This window comes from Curtobacterium sp. ODYSSEY 48 V2 (assembly GCF_023712625.1).
Taxonomy (GTDB): Bacteria; Actinomycetota; Actinomycetes; order Actinomycetales; family Microbacteriaceae; genus Curtobacterium.
In genome coordinates this window covers 267,386-286,566 of sequence record NZ_JAMAXX010000003.1, presented here as the reverse complement: position 1 = coordinate 286,566, position 19,181 = coordinate 267,386, and the positions used below count along the sequence as shown (strand labels likewise).

Annotated in this window: 14 protein-coding genes and 2 tRNA genes; 7 read left to right on the top strand and 9 right to left on the bottom strand. The window is 71.3% G+C overall.

What is annotated here, in order from left to right; all coding sequences use genetic code 11:
- The first annotated feature begins 202 nt into the window (after positions 1–202).
- The 4 genes from valS (at position 203) to M3666_RS06365 (ending at position 6,037) form a co-directional block, all read left to right on the top strand.
- Positions 203–2,794: a valine--tRNA ligase gene (gene valS / locus M3666_RS06380; RefSeq protein WP_066653142.1), complete on the top strand. Its 2,592-nt coding sequence runs from the start codon at positions 203–205 to the stop codon at positions 2,792–2,794.
- A gap of 99 nt (positions 2,795–2,893) precedes the next feature.
- Positions 2,894–3,145: a hypothetical protein gene (locus M3666_RS06375; protein WP_066653141.1), complete on the top strand. Its 252-nt coding sequence runs from the start codon at positions 2,894–2,896 to the stop codon at positions 3,143–3,145.
- A gap of 116 nt (positions 3,146–3,261) precedes the next feature.
- Positions 3,262–3,870, top strand: coding sequence for a TetR/AcrR family transcriptional regulator (locus M3666_RS06370; RefSeq protein ID WP_251154788.1), 609 nt, complete (start codon positions 3,262–3,264; stop codon positions 3,868–3,870).
- A gap of 139 nt (positions 3,871–4,009) precedes the next feature.
- A complete protein-coding gene (locus M3666_RS06365; protein WP_251154787.1) occupies positions 4,010–6,037 on the top strand; it encodes a M3 family metallopeptidase in 2,028 nt (675 codons plus the stop codon).
- A 423-nt stretch (positions 6,038–6,460) separates the two neighbouring features.
- On the opposite strand, the gene clpX is transcribed toward M3666_RS06365, so the two are convergent.
- Positions 6,461–7,741, bottom strand: a complete 1,281-nt coding sequence (clpX, locus tag M3666_RS06360; RefSeq protein ID WP_066653131.1) for an ATP-dependent Clp protease ATP-binding subunit ClpX — start codon at positions 7,739–7,741, stop codon at positions 6,461–6,463.
- A 196-nt stretch (positions 7,742–7,937) separates the two neighbouring features.
- Between clpX and M3666_RS06355 the strand changes: the two genes are divergently transcribed.
- Both M3666_RS06355 and M3666_RS06350 read left to right on the top strand, forming a co-directional pair.
- Complete coding sequence (locus M3666_RS06355) at positions 7,938–8,660, top strand: YcnI family protein (RefSeq protein WP_251154786.1); 723 nt, start codon at positions 7,938–7,940, stop codon at positions 8,658–8,660.
- A gap of 65 nt (positions 8,661–8,725) precedes the next feature.
- Entirely contained in the window at positions 8,726–9,349 is a 624-nt protein-coding gene (locus M3666_RS06350; protein ID WP_251154785.1) for a copper resistance CopC family protein, read from the top strand.
- A gap of 114 nt (positions 9,350–9,463) precedes the next feature.
- On the opposite strand, the gene M3666_RS06345 is transcribed toward M3666_RS06350, so the two are convergent.
- From M3666_RS06345 to M3666_RS06325, 5 genes are all read right to left on the bottom strand, one after another.
- The gene (locus M3666_RS06345; protein ID WP_066653125.1) at positions 9,464–10,123 is read right to left on the bottom strand and encodes an ATP-dependent Clp protease proteolytic subunit; all 660 of its coding nucleotides are present in this window, start codon (positions 10,121–10,123) and stop codon (positions 9,464–9,466) included.
- A gap of 26 nt (positions 10,124–10,149) precedes the next feature.
- The gene (locus tag M3666_RS06340; protein WP_066653123.1) at positions 10,150–10,776 is read right to left on the bottom strand and encodes an ATP-dependent Clp protease proteolytic subunit; all 627 of its coding nucleotides are present in this window, start codon (positions 10,774–10,776) and stop codon (positions 10,150–10,152) included.
- A 158-nt stretch (positions 10,777–10,934) separates the two neighbouring features.
- Entirely contained in the window at positions 10,935–12,278 is a 1,344-nt protein-coding gene (gene tig, locus M3666_RS06335; RefSeq protein WP_251154784.1) for a trigger factor, read from the bottom strand.
- Positions 12,279–12,314: 36 nt separating this feature from the next.
- A tRNA-Pro gene (locus M3666_RS06330) sits at positions 12,315–12,391 on the bottom strand.
- A gap of 53 nt (positions 12,392–12,444) precedes the next feature.
- Positions 12,445–12,768 carry a hypothetical protein gene (locus tag M3666_RS06325; RefSeq protein WP_251154783.1) on the bottom strand — a complete coding sequence of 108 codons (324 nt, stop codon included), beginning with the start codon at positions 12,766–12,768 and terminating at the stop codon, positions 12,445–12,447.
- A 55-nt stretch (positions 12,769–12,823) separates the two neighbouring features.
- Between M3666_RS06325 and M3666_RS06320 the strand changes: the two genes are divergently transcribed.
- Positions 12,824–12,897, top strand: a tRNA-Gly gene (locus tag M3666_RS06320).
- 75 nt (positions 12,898–12,972) lie between these two features.
- On the opposite strand, the gene M3666_RS06315 is transcribed toward M3666_RS06320, so the two are convergent.
- The 3 genes from M3666_RS06315 to M3666_RS06305 form a co-directional block, all read right to left on the bottom strand.
- Positions 12,973–14,685, bottom strand: coding sequence for a glycosyltransferase (locus M3666_RS06315; RefSeq protein WP_251154782.1), 1,713 nt, complete (start codon positions 14,683–14,685; stop codon positions 12,973–12,975).
- On the bottom strand, positions 14,682–15,848 hold the full coding sequence (locus tag M3666_RS06310; RefSeq protein ID WP_251154781.1) for a hypothetical protein: 1,167 nt from the start codon (positions 15,846–15,848) through the stop codon (positions 14,682–14,684). The genes M3666_RS06315 and M3666_RS06310 overlap by 4 nt, the downstream gene beginning before the upstream one ends.
- 136 nt (positions 15,849–15,984) lie before the next feature.
- The gene (locus M3666_RS06305; protein ID WP_251154780.1) at positions 15,985–19,176 is read right to left on the bottom strand and encodes a GH92 family glycosyl hydrolase; all 3,192 of its coding nucleotides are present in this window, start codon (positions 19,174–19,176) and stop codon (positions 15,985–15,987) included.
- Positions 19,177–19,181 lie beyond the last annotated feature (5 nt).

Below are 19,181 nucleotides of genomic sequence, written 5' to 3'. Positions count from 1 at the left end.
GTCTTGCCTTCGGGCATCCGGCGGAGAGCGACTGTGCAGTCCTCGCGAACACCGCGCTCGCCGGACAAACTCCGACAGCCTACCAGATGGAGCGCTCCGACGCGGCGGACCGCTACGATGAGGCCACCGCGTACTGTACGCGCGACACTCAGGCACCTCACCACGGACTCGGTGCCGCACACATCGATCGAAAGGCCCTGCCATGACGAAGCCCATGCCCGACAAGCCCACGGTGGACGGCCTCGAGGACGTCTGGGGTCCGGTCTGGGAGCAGGACGGCACCTACCGCTTCGACCGCGACAGCGCGACGAAGGACGCGGTGTACTCGATCGACACCCCGCCGCCGACCGCGTCGGGTTCGCTGCACATCGGGCACGTGTTCTCCTACACGCACACCGACCTCAAGGCCCGGTACGAGCGCATGCGCGGGAAGCACGTCTTCTACCCGATGGGCTGGGACGACAACGGCCTGCCGACCGAGCGCCGCGTGCAGAACTACTACGGCGTCCGGTGCGACCCGCAGCTCCCCTACGACCCCGCCTTCGTGCCGCCGTTCGAGGGCGGCGACGGCAAGTCGAGCAAGGCGGGCGACCAGCTGCCGATCTCGCGCCGCAACTTCATCGAGCTGTGCGAGCGCCTGACCGTGCAGGACGAGCAGCAGTTCGAGCACCTCTTCCGCACGCTCGGCCTGTCGGTGGACTGGACGCAGTCGTACCGCACGATCGACGACACCTCGCGGGCGAGCGCGCAGCGTGCGTTCCTCCGCAACCTCGAGCGCGGCGAGGCCTACCAGGCCGACGCCCCGACGCTCTGGGACGTCACCTTCCGCACCGCCGTCGCGCAGGCCGAGCTCGAGGACAAGGAGATGCCCGGCGCGTACCACGGCCTGGCGTTCCACCGCACCGACGGCGGCGAGGACGTCGTCATCCAGACCACCCGTCCGGAGCTGCTCCCCGCCTGCGTCGCCCTCGTCGCGCACCCGGACGACGAGCGCTTCCAGGACCTGTTCGGCACGACCGTCCGCTCCCCCCTGTTCGACGTCGAGGTCCCGGTCCTCGCGCACCACCTGGCGCAGCAGGACAAGGGCGCGGGCATCGCGATGGTCTGCACCTTCGGTGACACCACCGACGTGGTGTGGTGGCGCGAACTGCAGCTGCCGAACCGCGCGATCATCGGCTTCGACGGCCGCGTCCGCTCGGACGAGCCCGCGTGGATCGAGTCGACCCGCGGCAGGGAGCTCTACGCCGAGATGGCCGGCAAGACCGTCTTCTCGGCGAAGAAGGTCCTCGTGGACGCGCTCACCGAGTCGGGCGAGCTCGTCGGCGACGTGAAGACGATCAACCACCCGGTGAAGTTCTTCGAGAAGGGCGACAAGCCGCTCGAGATCGTCTCGACCCGCCAGTGGTACATCGTCAACGGCGCGCGCGACGAGCAGCTCAAGGAGACCCTGCGGAAGCGCGGCGAGGAGATCGCCTTCCACCCGGACTTCATGCGCGTCCGCTACGACAACTGGGTCGGTGGCCTCTCCGGCGACTGGCTCATCTCGCGCCAGCGCTTCTTCGGCGTGCCGATCCCGGTCTGGTACCCGCTCGACGCCGACGGCAACCCGGTCTTCGACCAGCCGATCGTCCCGACCGAGGCACAGCTGCCCGTCGACCCGGCGTCCGAGCCGGCCCCCGGGTACGCCGAGGACCAGCGCGGCGTCGCCGGCGGCTTCCAGGGGGAGCTCGACGTGATGGACACCTGGGCGACCTCGTCCCTCACCCCGCAGCTCGCGGGCAAGTGGGAGACGGACCCGGCGCTCTACGACCTCGTGTTCCCGTACGACGTCCGCCCGCAGGCGCAGGACATCATCCGCACGTGGCTCTTCACGACGGCACTCCGCAGCCAGCTCGAGGCCGACGTCGCGCCGTGGAAGCACGCGAGCATCTCCGGCTTTATCGTGGACCCCGACCGCAAGAAGATGTCGAAGTCGAAGGGCAACGTCGTCACGCCGCTCTCGATCCTCGAGCAGCACGGTGCCGACGCGGTCCGCTACTGGGCGGCCTCGTCGAAGCTCGGCACCGACGCGGCCTTCGACCCGCAGAACCCGAAGCAGATCAAGGTCGGTCGTCGCCTGGCGATCAAGGTGCTCAACGCGGCGAAGTTCGTCTACGGCTTCGAGCTGCCGAGCGGTGCGACGACCGTCACCGAGCCCCTCGACGTCGACGTGCTGGCGGAGCTCGGCTCCGTGATCGAGCAGGCCACCGCGGCCTTCGACGGCTTCGACCACGCCCGTGCGCTGGAGGTCACCGAGCGGTTCTTCTGGACCTTCTGCGACGACTACCTCGAGCTCGTCAAGGAGCGTGCCTACGGCACCGCGCCCGACGCGACGCACGAGACCCAGGCGAGTGCGGTCCTGGCGCTGCGCGCCGCGATCGACGCGCTGCTCCGTCTGCTGGCACCGTTCCTCCCGTTCGCGACGGAGGAGGTGTGGGCCTGGACCCACGACACCAGCGTGCACACGGCCGCGTGGCCGACGGTCGCGGAGCTCCCGACGCAGGCGGAGCCGTCCGGGCTGCTGGCCGCCGTCGGCCAGGCGCTGATCGGGATCCGCGGTGCGAAGACCGCCGCCAAGGCGTCCCAGAAGACGCCGGTCACCCGTGCCGTCGTGGCGGCTCCGGCCGACCAGCGCGCGCTCATCGAGCGCGCGGCGGTCGACCTGGCCGCCGTGGGCCGCATCGAGAACCTGTCGTTCACGGACGGCGAGGAGCTCGCGGTGACCGAGATCGAGCTCGCGGAGCAGCAGGCGTAGCGTCGTCCGTCGACGGGCCGGGTCGCGTGCGGCCCGGCCCGTCGTCACGAGCACGAGCACGAGCACGAGCACGAGCACGAGTCGGCACTGGAGGCACGGATGCAGTTGGGTACACGCTGGAACGTGGGTGGGCAGCCACCCGAGCGACTCCCCGAGGCGATGGTCGTCGCCGCGCGCGGTGTCGAGGAGGAGCTGGCGGCGGCGTCGGTCGACGCATCGACCTGGCGCTGGACGCTGACGTACCTCGAGGGCAAGCCGATCGTCGAGCTCGACGACGGCACGTCGATCCACCTCGACCCCGCCGGGCGTGCGCAGGTGACGAACCCGGACGACGCGCCGGAGGAGGACTAGGCCGTCCCCCCGGTCCCGGGCTCGACCGGGACCGGGGGACGCGGCCTACACTGGAGAACGTCCGTTCCCGAGGCGACGGGGACGAGTGGGACCGCAGCGGAGGGAAGGGGATGCCCGTGTCCGGCACCGCCAGCACGACCGACCCGCAGGTGCGCGAGCGCATCGTCGACGCCGCGGACGCGCTCTTCTACGCCCGCGGGTTCCAGTCGGTCGGCATGGACGAGATCCGGACGACCGCCGGCGTCTCGTTGAAGAAGCTCTACTCGGTGTTCCCCGGCAAGGAGCAGCTCGTCGCCGCGGTGCTCGGCGGGCGGCACGACCTCTGGGAGCAGGGCATCGAGCAGGCGGTGGCTGCAGCGGGGACCCCGCGGGACCGGCTGCTCGCGATGTACGACTTCCTGGAGCAGTGGTTCGGCGACGACACCTTCCGCGGCTGCGGCTTCATCAACGCCTTCGGTGAGCTGGGTGCGACGTCACCCGCGGTCGCCGAGATCGCCCGCGAGCACAAGGACTCGTTCCAGCGGTACGTCGCCGGGCTCGCCGCGGCCGCCGTGCCGGACCTCGACGCGGCCGAGGAGCTCGCCGCCCAGCTCGCACTCCTCGCCGAGGGTGCGCAGACGACGGCCGCGATCGCGGGCGACACGACGTCGGCACGGCACGCGCGGCGCGCGGCAGCCACGCTGATCGACGTGGCCATGCGTGCGGGGACCGACCGGACGCGCTGACCCGACGCGCTGACCTGACGCTCCGACCGGACGCTCGACGACACGACGCCCGACACGACCCGACGTCGGCCGGGAGGCGCGGGGCGGGCCCGCCACGTGCCTCCAGACCGGCGTCCGGTCCGGTCCGTAGGGTGGGGCCATGGACACCCCGTTCGACCAGCCGAGCACCCTCCCCTACGCCCTGCCGCCGTTCGACGACGTCCGGCTCGAGCACTTCCGTCCCGCGTTCGACGCCGGCATCGCCGAGCAGCGTGCCGAGGTCGAGGCCATCGCCGCCGATCCCGGTGCAGCGACGTTCGAGAACACGCTGGTGGCGCTCGAACGCTCCGGGCAGCTGCTGACCCGGGTCTCGCACGTCTTCTTCACGCTGTCCTCCGCCGACTCGACGCCCGAGCTGCACGACCTCGAGGCCGAGGTGTCGCCGCTCCTCGCCGCCCACCGCGACGCGATCACCCTCGACGCGCGCCTGTACGCACGGGTCGATGCGGTGCGGTCCTCGCTCGACGAGCGTGCGGACCTGTCCGACGAGGACCGTCGACTCGTCGAGCGGGTGCACACCGAGATGACGCTCGCGGGAGCCGGCCTCGACGACGGTGGGAAGGAGCGTCTCACCGCGATCAACCAGGAACTCTCGACGCTCACCACGACCTTCGAGCGCAACCTGCTCGAGGACACGAACGACCTCGCCGTGCACGTCACCGACGAACAGGAGCTCGCCGGACTCGACGACGGCGCGAAGTCGGCCGCCGCCGCAGCCGCGGCGGACCGCGGCCTCGACGGCTGGCTCGTGACGCTGCCGCTGTACACGGGTCACCCGTGGCTCGCCTCGCTGACCGACCGTGGCCTGCGCGAACGGATCATGCGCGCCTCGCTGTCGCGGGGGCGACGTGGGAACGCGCACGACAACCGCGAGGTCCTGCTGCGCATCGTCCGGCTCCGGGCCGATCGGGCCGAGCTCCTCGGCTTCCCGAACCACGCTGCCGTGGTGACGGCCGACGAGACCGCGGGGACGCCCGAGGCGGTCGACGGCCTGCTCTCCTCGCTCGTCCCGGCCGCCGCCGCGAACGCCGAGGACGAGCGCGCCGTCCGCTCCCGCACGGTCGGCTTCGACGTCGAGGCCTGGGACTGGGCACACGCGACGGAGGTCCTGCGCGGCGAGCAGTTCGCCGCGGACAGTTCGGCGCTGCGGCCCTACTTCGAGGCCGACCGCGTCCTGCACGACGGGGTGTTCCACGCCGCCGGCGCCCTGTACGGACTGACGTTCACCGAACGCTCGGACCTGCACGGCTACAACGACGAGGTCCGGGTCTTCGAGGTGCACGGCGACTCCGGGGAGCAGGTCGGGCTCTACCTGCTCGACCTCTACACACGGGACGGCAAGCGTGGCGGTGCCTGGATGAACCCCGTCGTCGAGCAGTCACACCTGCTCGGCACGCTGCCCGTCGTCGTGAACAACCTCAACGTGGCGAAGCCCGCCGCCGGCTCTCCCACGCTGCTGATCCAGGACGAGGTCGAGACGCTCTTCCACGAGTTCGGGCACGCGCTGCACGGGCTCATCGCCAGGACGACCTACCCACGGTTCTCGGGCACGAACGTCGAACGGGACTTCGTGGAGTTCCCCTCGCAGGTCAACGAGATGTGGGTGACCTGGCCCTCGGTCCTCGCGAACTACGCGAAGCACCACGAGACCGGCGAGCCGCTGCCGCCCGAGCTCGTGCTCGGACTGAGCGACTCCGCCGGCTTCAACGAGGGCTTCTCGACCACCGAGTACCTCGCCGCGGCGCTGCTCGACCAGGCGTGGCACCGCCTGTCGGCCGCCGAGGCCGCCGAGGTGACCGACGTCGAGGCGTTCGAGCGCCAGGCCCTCGCGTCCGCGGGCATCGACGTGGCCGCGGTGCCGCCGCGGTACTCGTCGACGTACTTCGCGCACACGTTCTCGGGCGGGTACGACGCCGGGTACTACGGGTACATCTGGTCCGAGGTGCTCGACGCGGACACCGTCGAGTGGTTCCGCGAGCACGGCGGACTCTCGCGCGAGGCCGGGCGGCGGTTCGCGTCGCTCGTGCTCGGGGTCGGCGGCGCGCAGGACCCGCTCGAGGCCTACCGTGCGTTCCGCGGCCGCGACGCCGAGGTCGGGCCGCTGCTGCGCCGTCGCGGGCTCGAGTAGCGCGGCGCCGCGCCGCGGCGGCGGGTCGGCGCACGGCGGGCGTCGCGCCGCCCGTCGAACCACGTTCCCGACATCGAACCAGGCGCCGCGGTTGGTTCGATGTCGGAAACGTGGTTCGATCACGGACGGACGAACCGCGCGACGGCCGGCGCGCCGCGGGCCGGCGCGCCGCGGGCCGGCGCGCCGCCGCGGCGCTGGGCCAGTGCGTCGGCACAACCGGAAGCACGTCGCGCCGCGGAAGTCCGCGGCGCGACGTGCTTCCCGTTGTGCAGCGCCATGTCACACCGCGGATCACCCCGGTCCGCCTGCGCACCGCTCCCACGACCGCTCCCACGAACGCACCCGCGCCCGCGCCCCCTCCCGCACACGGCGACGGCCCGGCCCCACGCGGGGACCGGGCCGTCGGCCTGCGGGTGTCGGACGCTACGCGGACTTCTCCACGCGCTTCGCGCGGGGACGCGGCACGATCGTCGGCGCGGCGTTCTCGAGCACGGACTCGCGGGTGATCACGACGCGCGCGACGTCGTCGTCCGACGGCACGTCGAACATGACCGGGCCGAGGACCTCTTCGAGGATGGCCCGGAGGCCGCGGGCACCGGTCTGGCGCAGCACCGCGAGGTCCGCGATGGCCTCGAGCGCCCCGCGGTCGAAGTCGAGCTCGACACCGTCGATCGCGAACATCCGCTGGTACTGCTTCACGAGCGCGTTCTTCGGCTCGGTCAGGATCTGCATGAGCGCCGCCTGGTCGAGCTGCGACACCGTCGTGACGACGGGCAGACGACCGATGAACTCGGGGATGAGCCCGAACTTGTGCAGGTCCTCGGGCAGGACGTCGGCGAACAGGTCCTGCTGGTCGAGCGGGCTGTGCAGCGGAGCGCCGAACCCGATCCCGCGCTTACCGACGCGCGACGACACGATGTCCTCGAGTCCCGCGAACGCCCCCGCCACGATGAACAGCACGTTCGTCGTGTCGATCTGGATGAACTCCTGGTGCGGGTGCTTCCGACCGCCCTGCGGCGGGACCGACGCGGTCGTGCCCTCGAGGATCTTGAGCAGCGCCTGCTGCACGCCCTCGCCGGAGACGTCGCGCGTGATCGACGGGTTCTCCGCCTTGCGCGCGATCTTGTCGACCTCGTCGATGTAGATGATGCCCGTCTCGGCCCGCTTGACGTCGTAGTCCGCGGCCTGGATGAGCTTGAGCAGGATGTTCTCGACGTCCTCGCCCACGTACCCGGCCTCGGTCAGGGCGGTGGCGTCGGCGACGGCGAACGGCACGTTGAGCCGCTTCGCCAGGGTCTGCGCGAGGTAGGTCTTGCCGCAGCCGGTGGGCCCGATGAGCAGGATGTTCGACTTCGCGATCTCGACGTCGTCGCGGTCCTCGGCAGCGGTGATCTGCCCCTGTGCACGGATGCGCTTGTAGTGGTTGTAGACGGCCACGGCCAGCGCACGCTTCGCCGGGTCCTGGCCGATCACGTACTCCTGCAGGAAGTCGAAGATCTCGCGGGGCTTCGGCAGCTCGAAGTCGCCGCTCGTGGTGTCCTCACCCGCTTCGGCGAGGCGCTCCTCGATGATCTCGTTGCACAGCTCGACGCACTCGTCGCAGATGTACACCCCCGGCCCGGCGATGAGCTGCTGGACCTGCTTCTGGCTCTTGCCGCAGAAGGAGCACTTGAGCAGGTCAGCGCTCTCCCCGATGCGTGCCATGTCGGTGCCCTCCTTGGATGACCGGTGCAGTTCAGCGATGCAGGCTGGTGACCCGCCCGATGTGATCGACTCTAACCGCATCCGGTGACACCCACGGCGACGCCGTCCGGCCTGTCCCCACGCGTTCGCCCAGGGCGTGCACACCTGGTACCGTTGGCACGTTCCTCTACAAGTTGTAGAAAACCGGAAGGACCCCATGACGAAGCGCCTCGCCCTCCTCGGCACCGGAACCCTCGGCGTCACCGCCGCGATCGTCCTCGGCACCGCGGCCGCCGCGAGCGCACACGTCGAGGCGGATGCGACCTCGACGGCGGCGAACTCGTACACGACCGCGACGTTCTCGGTGCCGCACGGCTGCGACGGCTCCCCCACCACGAAGCTCGTCTTCCAGGTGCCCGAGTCCGTCATCGAGGTCACGCCGACCGTCAACCCGAACTGGACGATCACGAAGGCGACCGAGCCCTACACCGCCCCGTCGAGCAGCGCTGCGAGCGACGAGGAGTCCGAGGCCGGCGCCGAGCGCGTCACGAGCGTCACCTACACCGCGAAGACCCCGCTGCCCGCCGACGAGCGCGACACCTTCTCACTGTCCTTCGCGCTGCCCGACGGCAAGCCGGGCGACCGCGTGGCGTTCCCGGTCGTGCAGACCTGCGAGCAGGGGTCGACCGACTGGGACCAGGTGCAGAAGAGCGGCGAGTCCGAGCCCGAGCACCCCGCGCCGTCGATCGTCCTGACCGCCGCCAGCGCGGCGAGCGGTGACGACGACGACGCGACGACGGCCACCGCGAGCGACACCACGACCACCGCGGCGCAGCCCGACCTGGTCGGTCGCTTCCTCGGCCTCGGCGGCCTGGTGGTCGGGGCCGTCGGCCTGGTCGTCGCCGTCGCCGCCACGCGCCGCCGGGACGCATCGAAGTGACGCGGACCGCACGGCCGACGCGCGCCCGTCGGTCCCCGGGTGACCGGCGTCCGGTCTGGAGGCCCGTGGCCGCGACCGCCGCGACCCTCGCCGTCGCGGGCGGCGCGGTCCTCGGGCTCGCCGCCCCCGCCAGCGCGCACAACTACCTGGTGTCGTCGACGCCGAAGGTGGGCGGGACGCTCACCGAGCTCCCCGACCGCTTCGACATCACGACGAACGACCGGCTCCTGGCGATCGGCGGGTCGGACTCGGGCTTCGCCTTCCGGGTCATCGGCCCGGACGGTCGCTACCACGAGGACGGCTGCGTCTCCGTGGACGGCCCCTCGATGACCACGAAGGCCGCCCTCGGCGACTCCGGGAAGTACGAGGTCGAGTGGCAGATCGTCTCGGCCGACGGCCACACGGTCTCCGACCGGTACGACTTCACCTGGAAGGCCCCGGCCGGCTTCTCCCCCGACCGCGGCACCGCGACGCCGGCGACTTGCGCCGACGGCAGCGGGGGCGGCTCGGGGGCCGCAGCGTCCAGCGCACCCGACGCCGCATCCGGTGACACCGGCGACTCGAGCGCGACCGACGCCCTGTTCATCGGCGCCGGTGGCATCGTCCTCGCCGGCGTCGTCGTCGCGGTCCTGCTGCTGCTCCGACGCCGTCCCGCTGCCCCGGCGACCGACGACCACGACGAGGACTGACACCCTCCCACCGGACCGGCACCGCGCCTCCAGGCCGGATCCGCATCCTCGACGCCGCACCGGACACGACGAAGGCCCCGCACCGATCGGTGCGGGGCCTTCGTGCGTGCAGCGCTACTTGACGAGCGCCGGCAGGTTCTTGCGGCTCGTGAGGACCTGGTCGATCAGGCCGTACTCGAGTGCCTCTTCCGCGGACATGATCTTGTCGCGCTCGATGTCGTTGTTGACCTGCTCCGGGGTCCGGTTCGAGTGCTTCGACAGCGTCTCCTCGAGCCAGGTGCGCATGCGGAGGATCTCCGCCGCCTGGATCTCGATGTCGGACGCCTGACCGCCACCCTGCTGGACGGCGGGCTGGTGGATGAGCACGCGGGCGTTCGGCAGCGCGAGACGCTTGCCGGGGGTCCCCGCGGCGAGGAGTACGGACGCGGCCGAAGCGGCCTGGCCGAGGCAGACCGTCTGGATCTGCGGACGGATGTACTGCATCGTGTCGTAGATCGCCGTCATCGCGGTGAACGAGCCACCGGGCGAGTTGATGTACATCACGATGTCGCGGTCCGGGTCCATCGACTCGAGCACGAGCAGCTGGGCCATGACGTCGTCGGCGGACGCGTCGTCCACCTGGACGCCGAGGAACACGATGCGGTCCTCGAAGAGCTTCGCGTACGGGTCCTGCCGCTTGAAGCCGTAGGCCGTGCGCTCCTCGAAGCTGGGGAGGATGTAGCGATCGGACGGAGCCGGGACGTTCTGCGCGCCACCGAGCATGGGGAGGTGCATTCTCGTTTCCTTCTCTTCGGTGGTGGTCAGTTGGACTCGGGCTCGGCTGCCGCGGTCGGCGTCTCGCCGTCGCTCACGGTGCCGCCGCCGCCGACGACCTCGACCGACGACGCGCGGAGGTGGTCGACGAAGCCGTACTCCAGGGCCTCCTGCGCCGTGAACCAGTTGTCACGGTCGTTGTCCTTGAGGACCTGCTCGATCGTCTTGCCGGTCTGCTCCGCCGTGAGCTCCGCCATCCGCTGCTTCATGTCGAGGATGACCTTCGCCTGCGTCTGGATGTCGGCAGCGGTGCCGCCGAAGCCACCGGACGGCTGGTGCAGGAGCACGCGGGCGTTCGGGGTGATGTAGCGCTTGCCCGGGGTGCCCGACGAGAGCAGGAACTGCCCCATCGAGGCGGCGAGGCCGATGCCCACGGTGACGATGTCGTTCGGCACGAACTGCATCGTGTCGTAGATCGCCATGCCCGCGGTGATCGAGCCACCGGGCGAGTTGATGTAGAGGTAGATGTCCTTCTCGGGGTCCTCGGCGGCGAGCATCAGCAGCTTCGCTGCGATCTCGTTCGAGTTGTCGTCGCGGACCTCAGAGCCGAGCCACACGATCCGGTCTCTCAGAAGGCGGTCAAAAACACTGGGGTTCAGTGTCGCTTCGGCCATGGAAAAGCTCCCGTTCAGTTGTCGCTTGATGTCGAACTTATCGGGTGCAACGCACCACTTCGCGTCTGTTCGCTCTGGGCGGTCGGATGGTGCCGGGACGACGGACGGGAGGCACGGTGCCAGCTGGCACCGTGCCTCCCGTCCGTCAGCGCGTCGCGTTACTTCGCGTCGGCCTCGGTGACCTCGTCGGCGTCGGCCGACTCGTCGTCAACCGACTCCTGCGCCACACCGGCGGTGAAGGCGGACAGGTCGACGGCGTCGCCGTTCGTGTCCTTGACGGTGACCTTCGACAGGACCGTCGCGACCGCCTTCGAGCGGGCGACCTCGCCGACCATGCCGGGGATCTGCCCGTTCTGGTCGATCACCTTGATGAACTCGGCCGGCTCCATGCCGTACTGCGACGCCGCCTGGATGAGGTACTGCGTGAGTTCCTCCTGGGAGACCTGGATCTCCTCCTTCTCGGCGATGGCGTCGAGGAGCAGCTGCGAGCGGAAGGCCTTCTCGCTGGACTCGGAGACCTCCTTGCGGTGCTCCTCGTCCTCGAGACGGTTCTCCTGCTCGAGGTGACGGTGCACCTCGTCCTCGATGAGCTGCTCCGAGATCGGGATGTCCACGTCCTCGATGAGCTTCTCGACGAGCTTGTCGCGAGCCGCGGCGCCCTGACCGAAGGTCTTGGACTTCGCGATCTGCTCCTTCAGGTCCGCCTTGAGCTCGTCGATGGTGTCGAACTGGCTGGCGATCTGGGCGAACTCGTCGTCGGCCTCGGGGAGCTCGCGCTCCTTGACGGCGGTGACGGTCACGGCGATCTGCGCAGTCTCGCCCTCGCGGTCGCCACCGACCAGCGTGGACTCGAAGGTGGTCGACTCACCGGCGGTGAGCGACTCGAGCGCCTCGTCGATGCCCTCGAGCAGGTCGCCCGAGCCGATCTCGTAGGAGACGCCGGTGGCCGAGTCGACCTCGTCGTCACCGATGGTGGCGGTCAGGTCGATCTGGGCGAAGTCGCCGGCCTTGGCCGGGCGGTCGACCGTCACGAGCGTGCCGAAGCGGGTGCGCAGGTTCTGCAGCTCCTCCTCGATCTCGTCGTCGGAGACCTCGACGGCGTCGACCGTGAGCTCGTACTGGTCGTACGCGGGGAGGTCGAACTCGGGACGGACGTCGACCTCGAAGGTGAGGACGAGGTCGCCCGAGAAGTCCGCGACGTTCGGGAGCTCGGCGACGTCGGCCTCGGCACGGCCGAGGATGCGCAGCTCCTGCTCCTCCACCGCCTGGCGGTAGAAGGTGTCGATGGCGTCACCGACGGCGTGGTTCAGGACCTCGCCGCGGCCGACGCGCTGGTCGACGATCGCCGGCGGGACCTTGCCCTTGCGGAAGCCGGGGATGTTGATCTGCTCGGCGATGTGCTTGTAGGCGTGGTCGATGCTCGGCTTGAGATCGTCCGGCGTCACGTTCACGGTGAGCTTGACGCGGGTGTCGCTCACCTTGTCGACGGTGCTGGTGGCCAAGGGATGTACTCCTGTTGGTTGACGTTCGAGTGGACCTGGTCGGGGCGACAGGATTCGAACCTGCGACCTCCCGCTCCCAAAGCGGGCGCTCTACCAAGCTGAGCTACGCCCCGTGACTGGGCCAGGTGACCGCGCACGCCCGAGGGCACGCACGACCGCGACGAGTCTAGCGGTCCCCCGCTGCCTGGTTCCCGGGCGGCGTGCCGCGTGTGGACGGTTCCTGCTCGGCGCTGCGCCGCAGGCCCCGTCGCCACCGCACCCCGACGGCGACCTGCACCCCGAGCGCGGCGACCATGAGCGCGACGCCGAGGACGATGCGCCAGACGTGCAGCAGGGCGTGCCAGGGCTGGGCCTGCGGGTCGCCGAAGGCCTCGGGACGGAGCGAGAACACCACGGCGGCGACGGCGAGCAGCACGAACGAGAGCACCCGCGAGCGCTTGATCCGGCGCGTGTCGGAGCCGTCCGGCTGCGGCAGCACGTTCGATGGCATGTCGGGGGCCGTTCGTCCGCTACGATGGTGGCGCTGCGGACTGGTGCCGCAGTGCGGGGATGTAGCTCAATGGTAGAGCCCCAGTCTTCCAAACTGGCCACGCGGGTTCGATTCCCGTCATCCCCTCCACGTCCTCTTCACGGCTTCCGACCGGCGCTGCGCCGAAACTCGGTTCCCGTCATCCCCTCCACACCGTCGTCGCGATCAGGCGGTCGTCTTCGTCAGGCCGTGCTCGGTCTTCTCCCAGTAGTGCGGCCGGGTGATCAGCTGCCACAGGCCCTTGTACGCGGCGACCGAGTGCAGGATCCAGTACAGCGGGCTGAGGAGCGCCCAGCCCATCAGGTCGAACCGACCGCGCTTGTACGGCCCCATCATCGTCAGGTAGATCATCGTGGCGTTGCCGAGCAGGAAGTCGAGCACGCAGAGCCACAGCACCGGCGCCGGGAACAGCGGCGCGGTCCAGTCGGCCGGCAGCACGAGCGTCGCGATCGTCACGAGGACGCCGGGCAGCATCCCGAGGAACGTCAGCGGGGTCCCCGCGATGAGCAGGGCGAACGCGGCCGCGCGACGCGGGCCGATCTCGCGGACGAGCGCCCGGGGCCTGCGCGCGTGCACGAGGGCGGTCTGCATGTAGCCCTTGATCCACCGGGAGCGCTGCCGGACGAAGTTCGGGATCGAGGTGTTCGCCTCCTCCATCGTCGTGGAGTTGACGACGGCGACGCGGTACCCGACGGCGGACGCGCGGATGCCGAGGTCGGCGTCCTCGGTCACGTTGTAGGGGTCCCACCCGCCGAGCTCGCGGAGCAGCTCGGCGCGGAAGTGGTTCGACGTCCCGCCCAGCGGGATCGGCAGCTGTCGCGCGTCGAGGCCGGCGAGCATGTAGTCGAACCAGTACGAGTACTCGAGCGTGAACATGCGCGTGAGCGCGTTCTCGTCGGCGTTGAAGTAGCTCAGCGCCGCCTGCACGCACACGGTGTCGTCCCCGGCGCGGTCGAAGGTCAGGAACACCTTCTTGAGCTGGTCGGGGTCGGGACGGTCCTCGGCGTCGTAGATGACGACGTACTCCCCCTGCGCGATGGCGAGGCCGACGTTGCAGGCGCGCGGCTTCGTCTGGGGTGACCCCGGCGGGACGATGACGATGCGCATCCAGTCCGGCGGGGCTGCGTCGATGACGGCCTCGCGGGTCTCGTGGTCCTCGGCCTCGACGAGCACCAGGACCTCGAGCCGGTCCTTCGGCCAGTCGAGCACCTCGAGGTTCCGGACGAGGTCGTGCACGATGTTCGCCTCGTGGAACACGGGCACGAGCACGGTGTAGGTCGGCAGGGCGGCGTCGTCCAGGGCGGCGACGTCCTCGGCCGAGACCTGCTCGACCAGGTCGAAGCGGGCCCCGACCATCGACACCCAGAACTTGAAGAGGATCCCGGCCAGGAACCCCAGGGAGAGCACCGCCGTCGCGACCGCGACCGTGCTGCCCGGTGCGAGGACGAGGCACACCGCGAACAGGAGCAGGGCGACCGCACCGCCGACCCGTTGTCCTCGTGAGAGGACGGTCCGTGCGGACAGGGCCGGGTTCGTCCGGGCGAGACCGTGGGCGGCGAGGTCGGCGACCTCCTCCTCGAGCTCGTACGCGATGCGCTGCCGGACGTCCGCCTCGGACGCGCTGCGGAGGACGACGGGTTCGCCGAACTCCTCGGTGAGCGCCGCCCGGAGGACGTCCGGGTCCGACCGACCGCTGGTCAGGACGAGGACGCCCTCGCGGATGCGGGCGGACGCGACCCAGCCCTCCTCGACGTGCCGCTGCACGGAGCACCGGTGCCGCGGTCGCCAGTCGACGTCCTCGCCGCGGTGCCGACCGGTCCCACCGACCACGACGGTCGGCTCGGCGTCCACCGGCGACCGCGCTCCGACGGCGGTCACCGGAGCACCACCGCCACGACGGCGTGCATCCACTCGACGACGACCTGGCGTTCGGAGGCCGCGGCCCACGCGAGCGGGACCTGCAGGACGGCGAGGACGACGACCAGGGTGCTGGTGACCCGGCCGGCGACCGGCGGCAGGATCGCGATCGCGACGCTGAGCATCGTGACGAAGACGTTGCCGGCCGTCGCGACCGGCACGAGCCCGATCGCGTACCCGCCCACGGTGCCGACGAAGAGCGCCGCGACGAGGGCGATCGCGCCGGGCCGGCGCACGAGCAGGGCCAGGGTGGCGCCGGCGACGAGCATCGTCACCAGGAGCAGGCCGTCCGCCGAGGCGAAGAGGTGGCGCAGGCCGTCGAGTCGCTCCTCGGACACGCTGATCGTCCCGCGCAGCGCCGCGAACGGGTCGTGGAGCACCATGAGGTCGAGGACGGCCGTCGAGAGCGCGACGGCGATGCTCGGGAACACCAGGACGAGCACGTTCGCCCGCCGGATGCCGCGCTGGTCGTGCCGTGCCAGGTCGAGCAACGGGGCGGCGAGCGCCGCGATGCCGACGTAGACGAAGCCCATCGGGTCGACCAGCGTGGACAGCATCAGCGCGAGGCCGGCGCGGAACCCCGCCTGCGTGTCCCCCCACGCGAAGAACCGCACCATGTCGACGACGGCCAGGGCGAAGAGGGCGATGCCGAGGAACGCCTGCAGGTCGTCGAGCGCGAGGAAGGCGTACAGCGGGTTGGCGCCGAGCGCGATCGTGAACGCGACGACCTCGCGCATGCGCAGGCCGCGGCGCAGCATGTCCTGCGCGAGGAGCTGGAGCAGCACGCCGGCGACGATCCCGCCGAGCACCGCGGCACCCTGCACACCGAAGGGCATGAAGCGCAGGAGCACCCCGGAGAGCAGCGGCCAGAGCTGCCCGATGGCCGGCACCACGCCGCCGTCGAGCGCGGCCGTCGCCCGGTCGAGCGTGACCTGGTTGCCGGTCAGCCCGATGAGCGGCGTCGTCGTGATGCGCGACGCCACGAGCGCGAGGGCCACGTAGGGCAGCGCGAAGGCGGCGCGGAGCAGCCACCGGACGGCGACGGACGGCAGGGGCCGTAGCGGTGCGGGTGCCGGCACCGCACCGGTCGGCGCCGGGTGCGGGCGGGAGAGCGTGACGGTCATGCGGCTCCTCCGGGTGAAGCACGCAGGGGTGTCCTGCACCGTCCATTCCACCCCGTGTCCCCGGAGCGCGACAGCCCACGAACGGGGTACAAGCCGGTCCCCCTCGTGGCGGACGACCAACACCGGGTGCGCCGGGTCAGTGCACGTCGGTCCCGGCCGTGACCGTGCTGTCCGCCGCGATGAGCTGCAGCTGCGTCAGCACCACGGGTGTGGCAGCCTCGAACGCCAGCGTCCCGCCGGTCACCCCGCCCGCGAACCGGAAGACCCGGGTCTGCCCGGCCCAGGTGAAGGCCGCGTCCCGCTCCTCGACGGCGTGCACCACCGTGCCGTCCGCACTCCGGAGCACCGCACGCCACGAGGCCGTCACCGGCGCTGCCGCGGTCACGGTGTACAGGGACGTCCCGGCCGCGGTGACCGGCACCGACACCGACTCCCCCGCGGTGAGCGCCACCGGGGTCAGTCCGGTGTCGTCGGTCAGGGGCGACGCCCCCACGGGCAGGACGTCGTCGGGGGTGTCCCGGAAGCCGTGCAGCTCGGACGCCGAGACCGGTCGGGTGTCCGCAGCCCACCCCGTCGGGGCCTCCGCCAGGGTGACGACGATCCGCTCCGCGGCGGCGACCACCGTGTGCGGGATGCTGATCGAGCCCCACGGCTCACCGTCGACCGTGACGGACGCGATGAACCGTCCGTCCCCGGCGGTCTCGATGACGGTGGACGCGCCTCCCGGCCGTCGCAGGACCGTCCGCCGGACCGACGGCGGGACGAGCACGTAGGTGCCGGTCGCCGGTGCCAGCGGGTACAGGCCGATCGTGGCGAGGACGTACCAGGCGCTCATCTCGCCGTTGTCCTCGTCGCCCGGGTACCCCTGACCGAGGTCGGAGCCGACGAAGAGCCGGTCGAGGCACTCGCGGACGATGCGGTGCGCGTCGTCGTGCCGTCCGGTGAACATCGGGAAGAACGGGATGTGGTGCGCGGGCTGGTTCGACAGGCCGAGCATCCCCGTGCGGACGTCGCGCGCCTCGGTCATCTCGTGGATGGCGAACCCGTAGGACCCGGACCGGTCGGTGGCGCCGGTCTCGGGCCGCTGCAGGAACCGTTGGAAGGCGTCGTCGAAGCCGGCCGGTCCACCGTGCAGGTCGACGATCCCGGCGCCGTCGTGCGGCGCGGTGAACATCGTGCCCCAGGCGTTGGTCTCGGTGTAGTCGCTCCCCCACACGTCCGGGTCGAAGTCGTCCCCGGACCGCCAGGCGCCGTCCGGCGTGCGGCCGATGAAGAACCCGCGCTCCCGGTCGAAGACGTTCCGGTAGCGGAGCGAGCGGCGTGCGAACCACTCGTGCTCGGCCCGGTACCGTCGCTCGCCGTCCGCGTCACCGGTGGCCGCGGCTCGCGTGGCCATCGCGTCGGCCAGGACGGCGACGCCCCAGTCGTTGATCGCGGCGTCGAGGGTCCACGACATCCCCTCGTCGGTCGCCGTGTCGACGTACCCGCGGAGGTCGCCCGGGAGGCTCCCCTTCCGCCCGACGCGTCGGTCCAGTGACGGGACGGTCGCGTTCCGCACCGCGGACCGGTACGCCTGCTCGACGTCGAAGCCGTCGACACCCTTCGCCACGAGATCGGCGAGGACGGTGTCGCTCGTCGTGCCGGTCATCACGTCCTCGGCCCCGGGCGCACTCCACCGCGGAGTCCACCCGCCGTCGGTGAAGTGGCCGACGACCCCCTCGGCGAGGTCGGCGGCGGTGTCGGGCGTGAGCAGCGCGAGCAGCGGCCAGGCGGTCCGGTAGGTGTCCCAGAACCCGTTCGTGGTGGTGAGCGGGCCGTCGACGACCTCGGGCCCGGGCTCGTCGCGGATCGGCACGGTCAGCACGCCGCCGTACGGGGAACGGTGTCGCGGGCTCCCGGTCAGCGCGGTCTCCCCCGCCCGGGTCGGGTGGAGGAACGCCCGGTACAGGCCGGAGTACAGCGAGACGAGCTGGTCCGGGGTGGCGCCCTCGACCTGCAGTGTGTCGAGTTCGGCGGTCCAGCGTTCCTCGGCGTGCTGGTACATCGCGTCGAAGTCACCGGCGGCGTCGAGGTTCGCGACCGCGTCCTCGGCGGACACGGTGGAGATGCCGAGGAGCACGTCGGTGTCACCGGCGACCTCGACCCGTCCGCGGAGCTCGCCGTCGACGAACGTCGTCCGGTCGGCGAGGGCGTTCCCGATCCGCACGTGCACGTGGTGCGGCGGCGTCTCGGCCCGGTCGTCGAGCAGGGCGTCGACGACCGCGGTGCCGTCCTCGATGCGGACCGTGCACGAGCGGAGGACGCCGTGGTGGTCGAGGACGATGCTGCGGACGCCGGTGAACCGCCACGCGAGGGCGAACTCCCCGGCGGTCATCTCGGCGGTGACGCCTGCGTCGAGGGTGACCCGGTAGCGGTGCGGGCCGTCGGCCTCGTCGACGTGGTCGAAGCCGAGCGCGCGGGCGGTCCGGTCGAGGTCGGGGTCGGCGAGCGGGGAGGGCATGACCTGGAACACCCCGCGGTCGGCCATCCACGGCGAGGGCAGGTGACTCGTCGCGAACGCCTGGATCGTGGGCCGGTTGTCGCTCCGCCGGTTGTGCTCCTGGTAGGCGTACGGCCACCGGCTGTCGGCAGCGTCGGTCATCGGCAGGCCGAAGACACCTCCGTGCGGGAGGCCGACGAGGGGTGCGGTGTTGCCGCGCGAGAACGTGCCGGACGAGTGGGTGCCACGCGTGGTGCGGACGTGGTCGAGCGGTCGGGCACCCTCCGGCAGGTAACCGGTCGCGCGCCCGGCGGGTCCGATCCGGACGTCGTCGAGCCAACCGCGGACGGCGGTGCCGGGGTCACCGTCGGGCGCGGGCCGGTCCGCCCGGCCGAGCCGGGCCTCCAGACGGTCCACCGTCCGGCCGACGTGCGCCGACAGGTCGACGGTCCGCCGGTTCCACTGGTCGACCCACTGCTTGCGGGCGTCGTCCTGTGCCTCGGGAGTGACGAGGTCGCCGTACTGGTCGCGGGCGCCGCCCGCGCTGAGTCGGGCGCCGTCGGTGAAGACGACGTCGAGTGCGAACGCCGTGGCGGCCCAGAACCGGTCGAGGTCCGTGGTCGTCGGCTCGGTCCGCCCGTCGGGCAGCGACCGCTCCGGGAACCAGACCCAGGTCAGGACGTCGGTCGGCCCGACATCGTGACCTCGGTGCCCGTCGAGGACCTGCACGGTCCCCGTCGGGTCGGTCTGCTCGATCGGGGTCGCCTGCTGCGAGACGAACCCGACCCCGTTCCGGGCCGCGACCGCGGTCACAGGGCCGGTCGGGCCGCCACGGCGTTCAGCACTCATCGGTC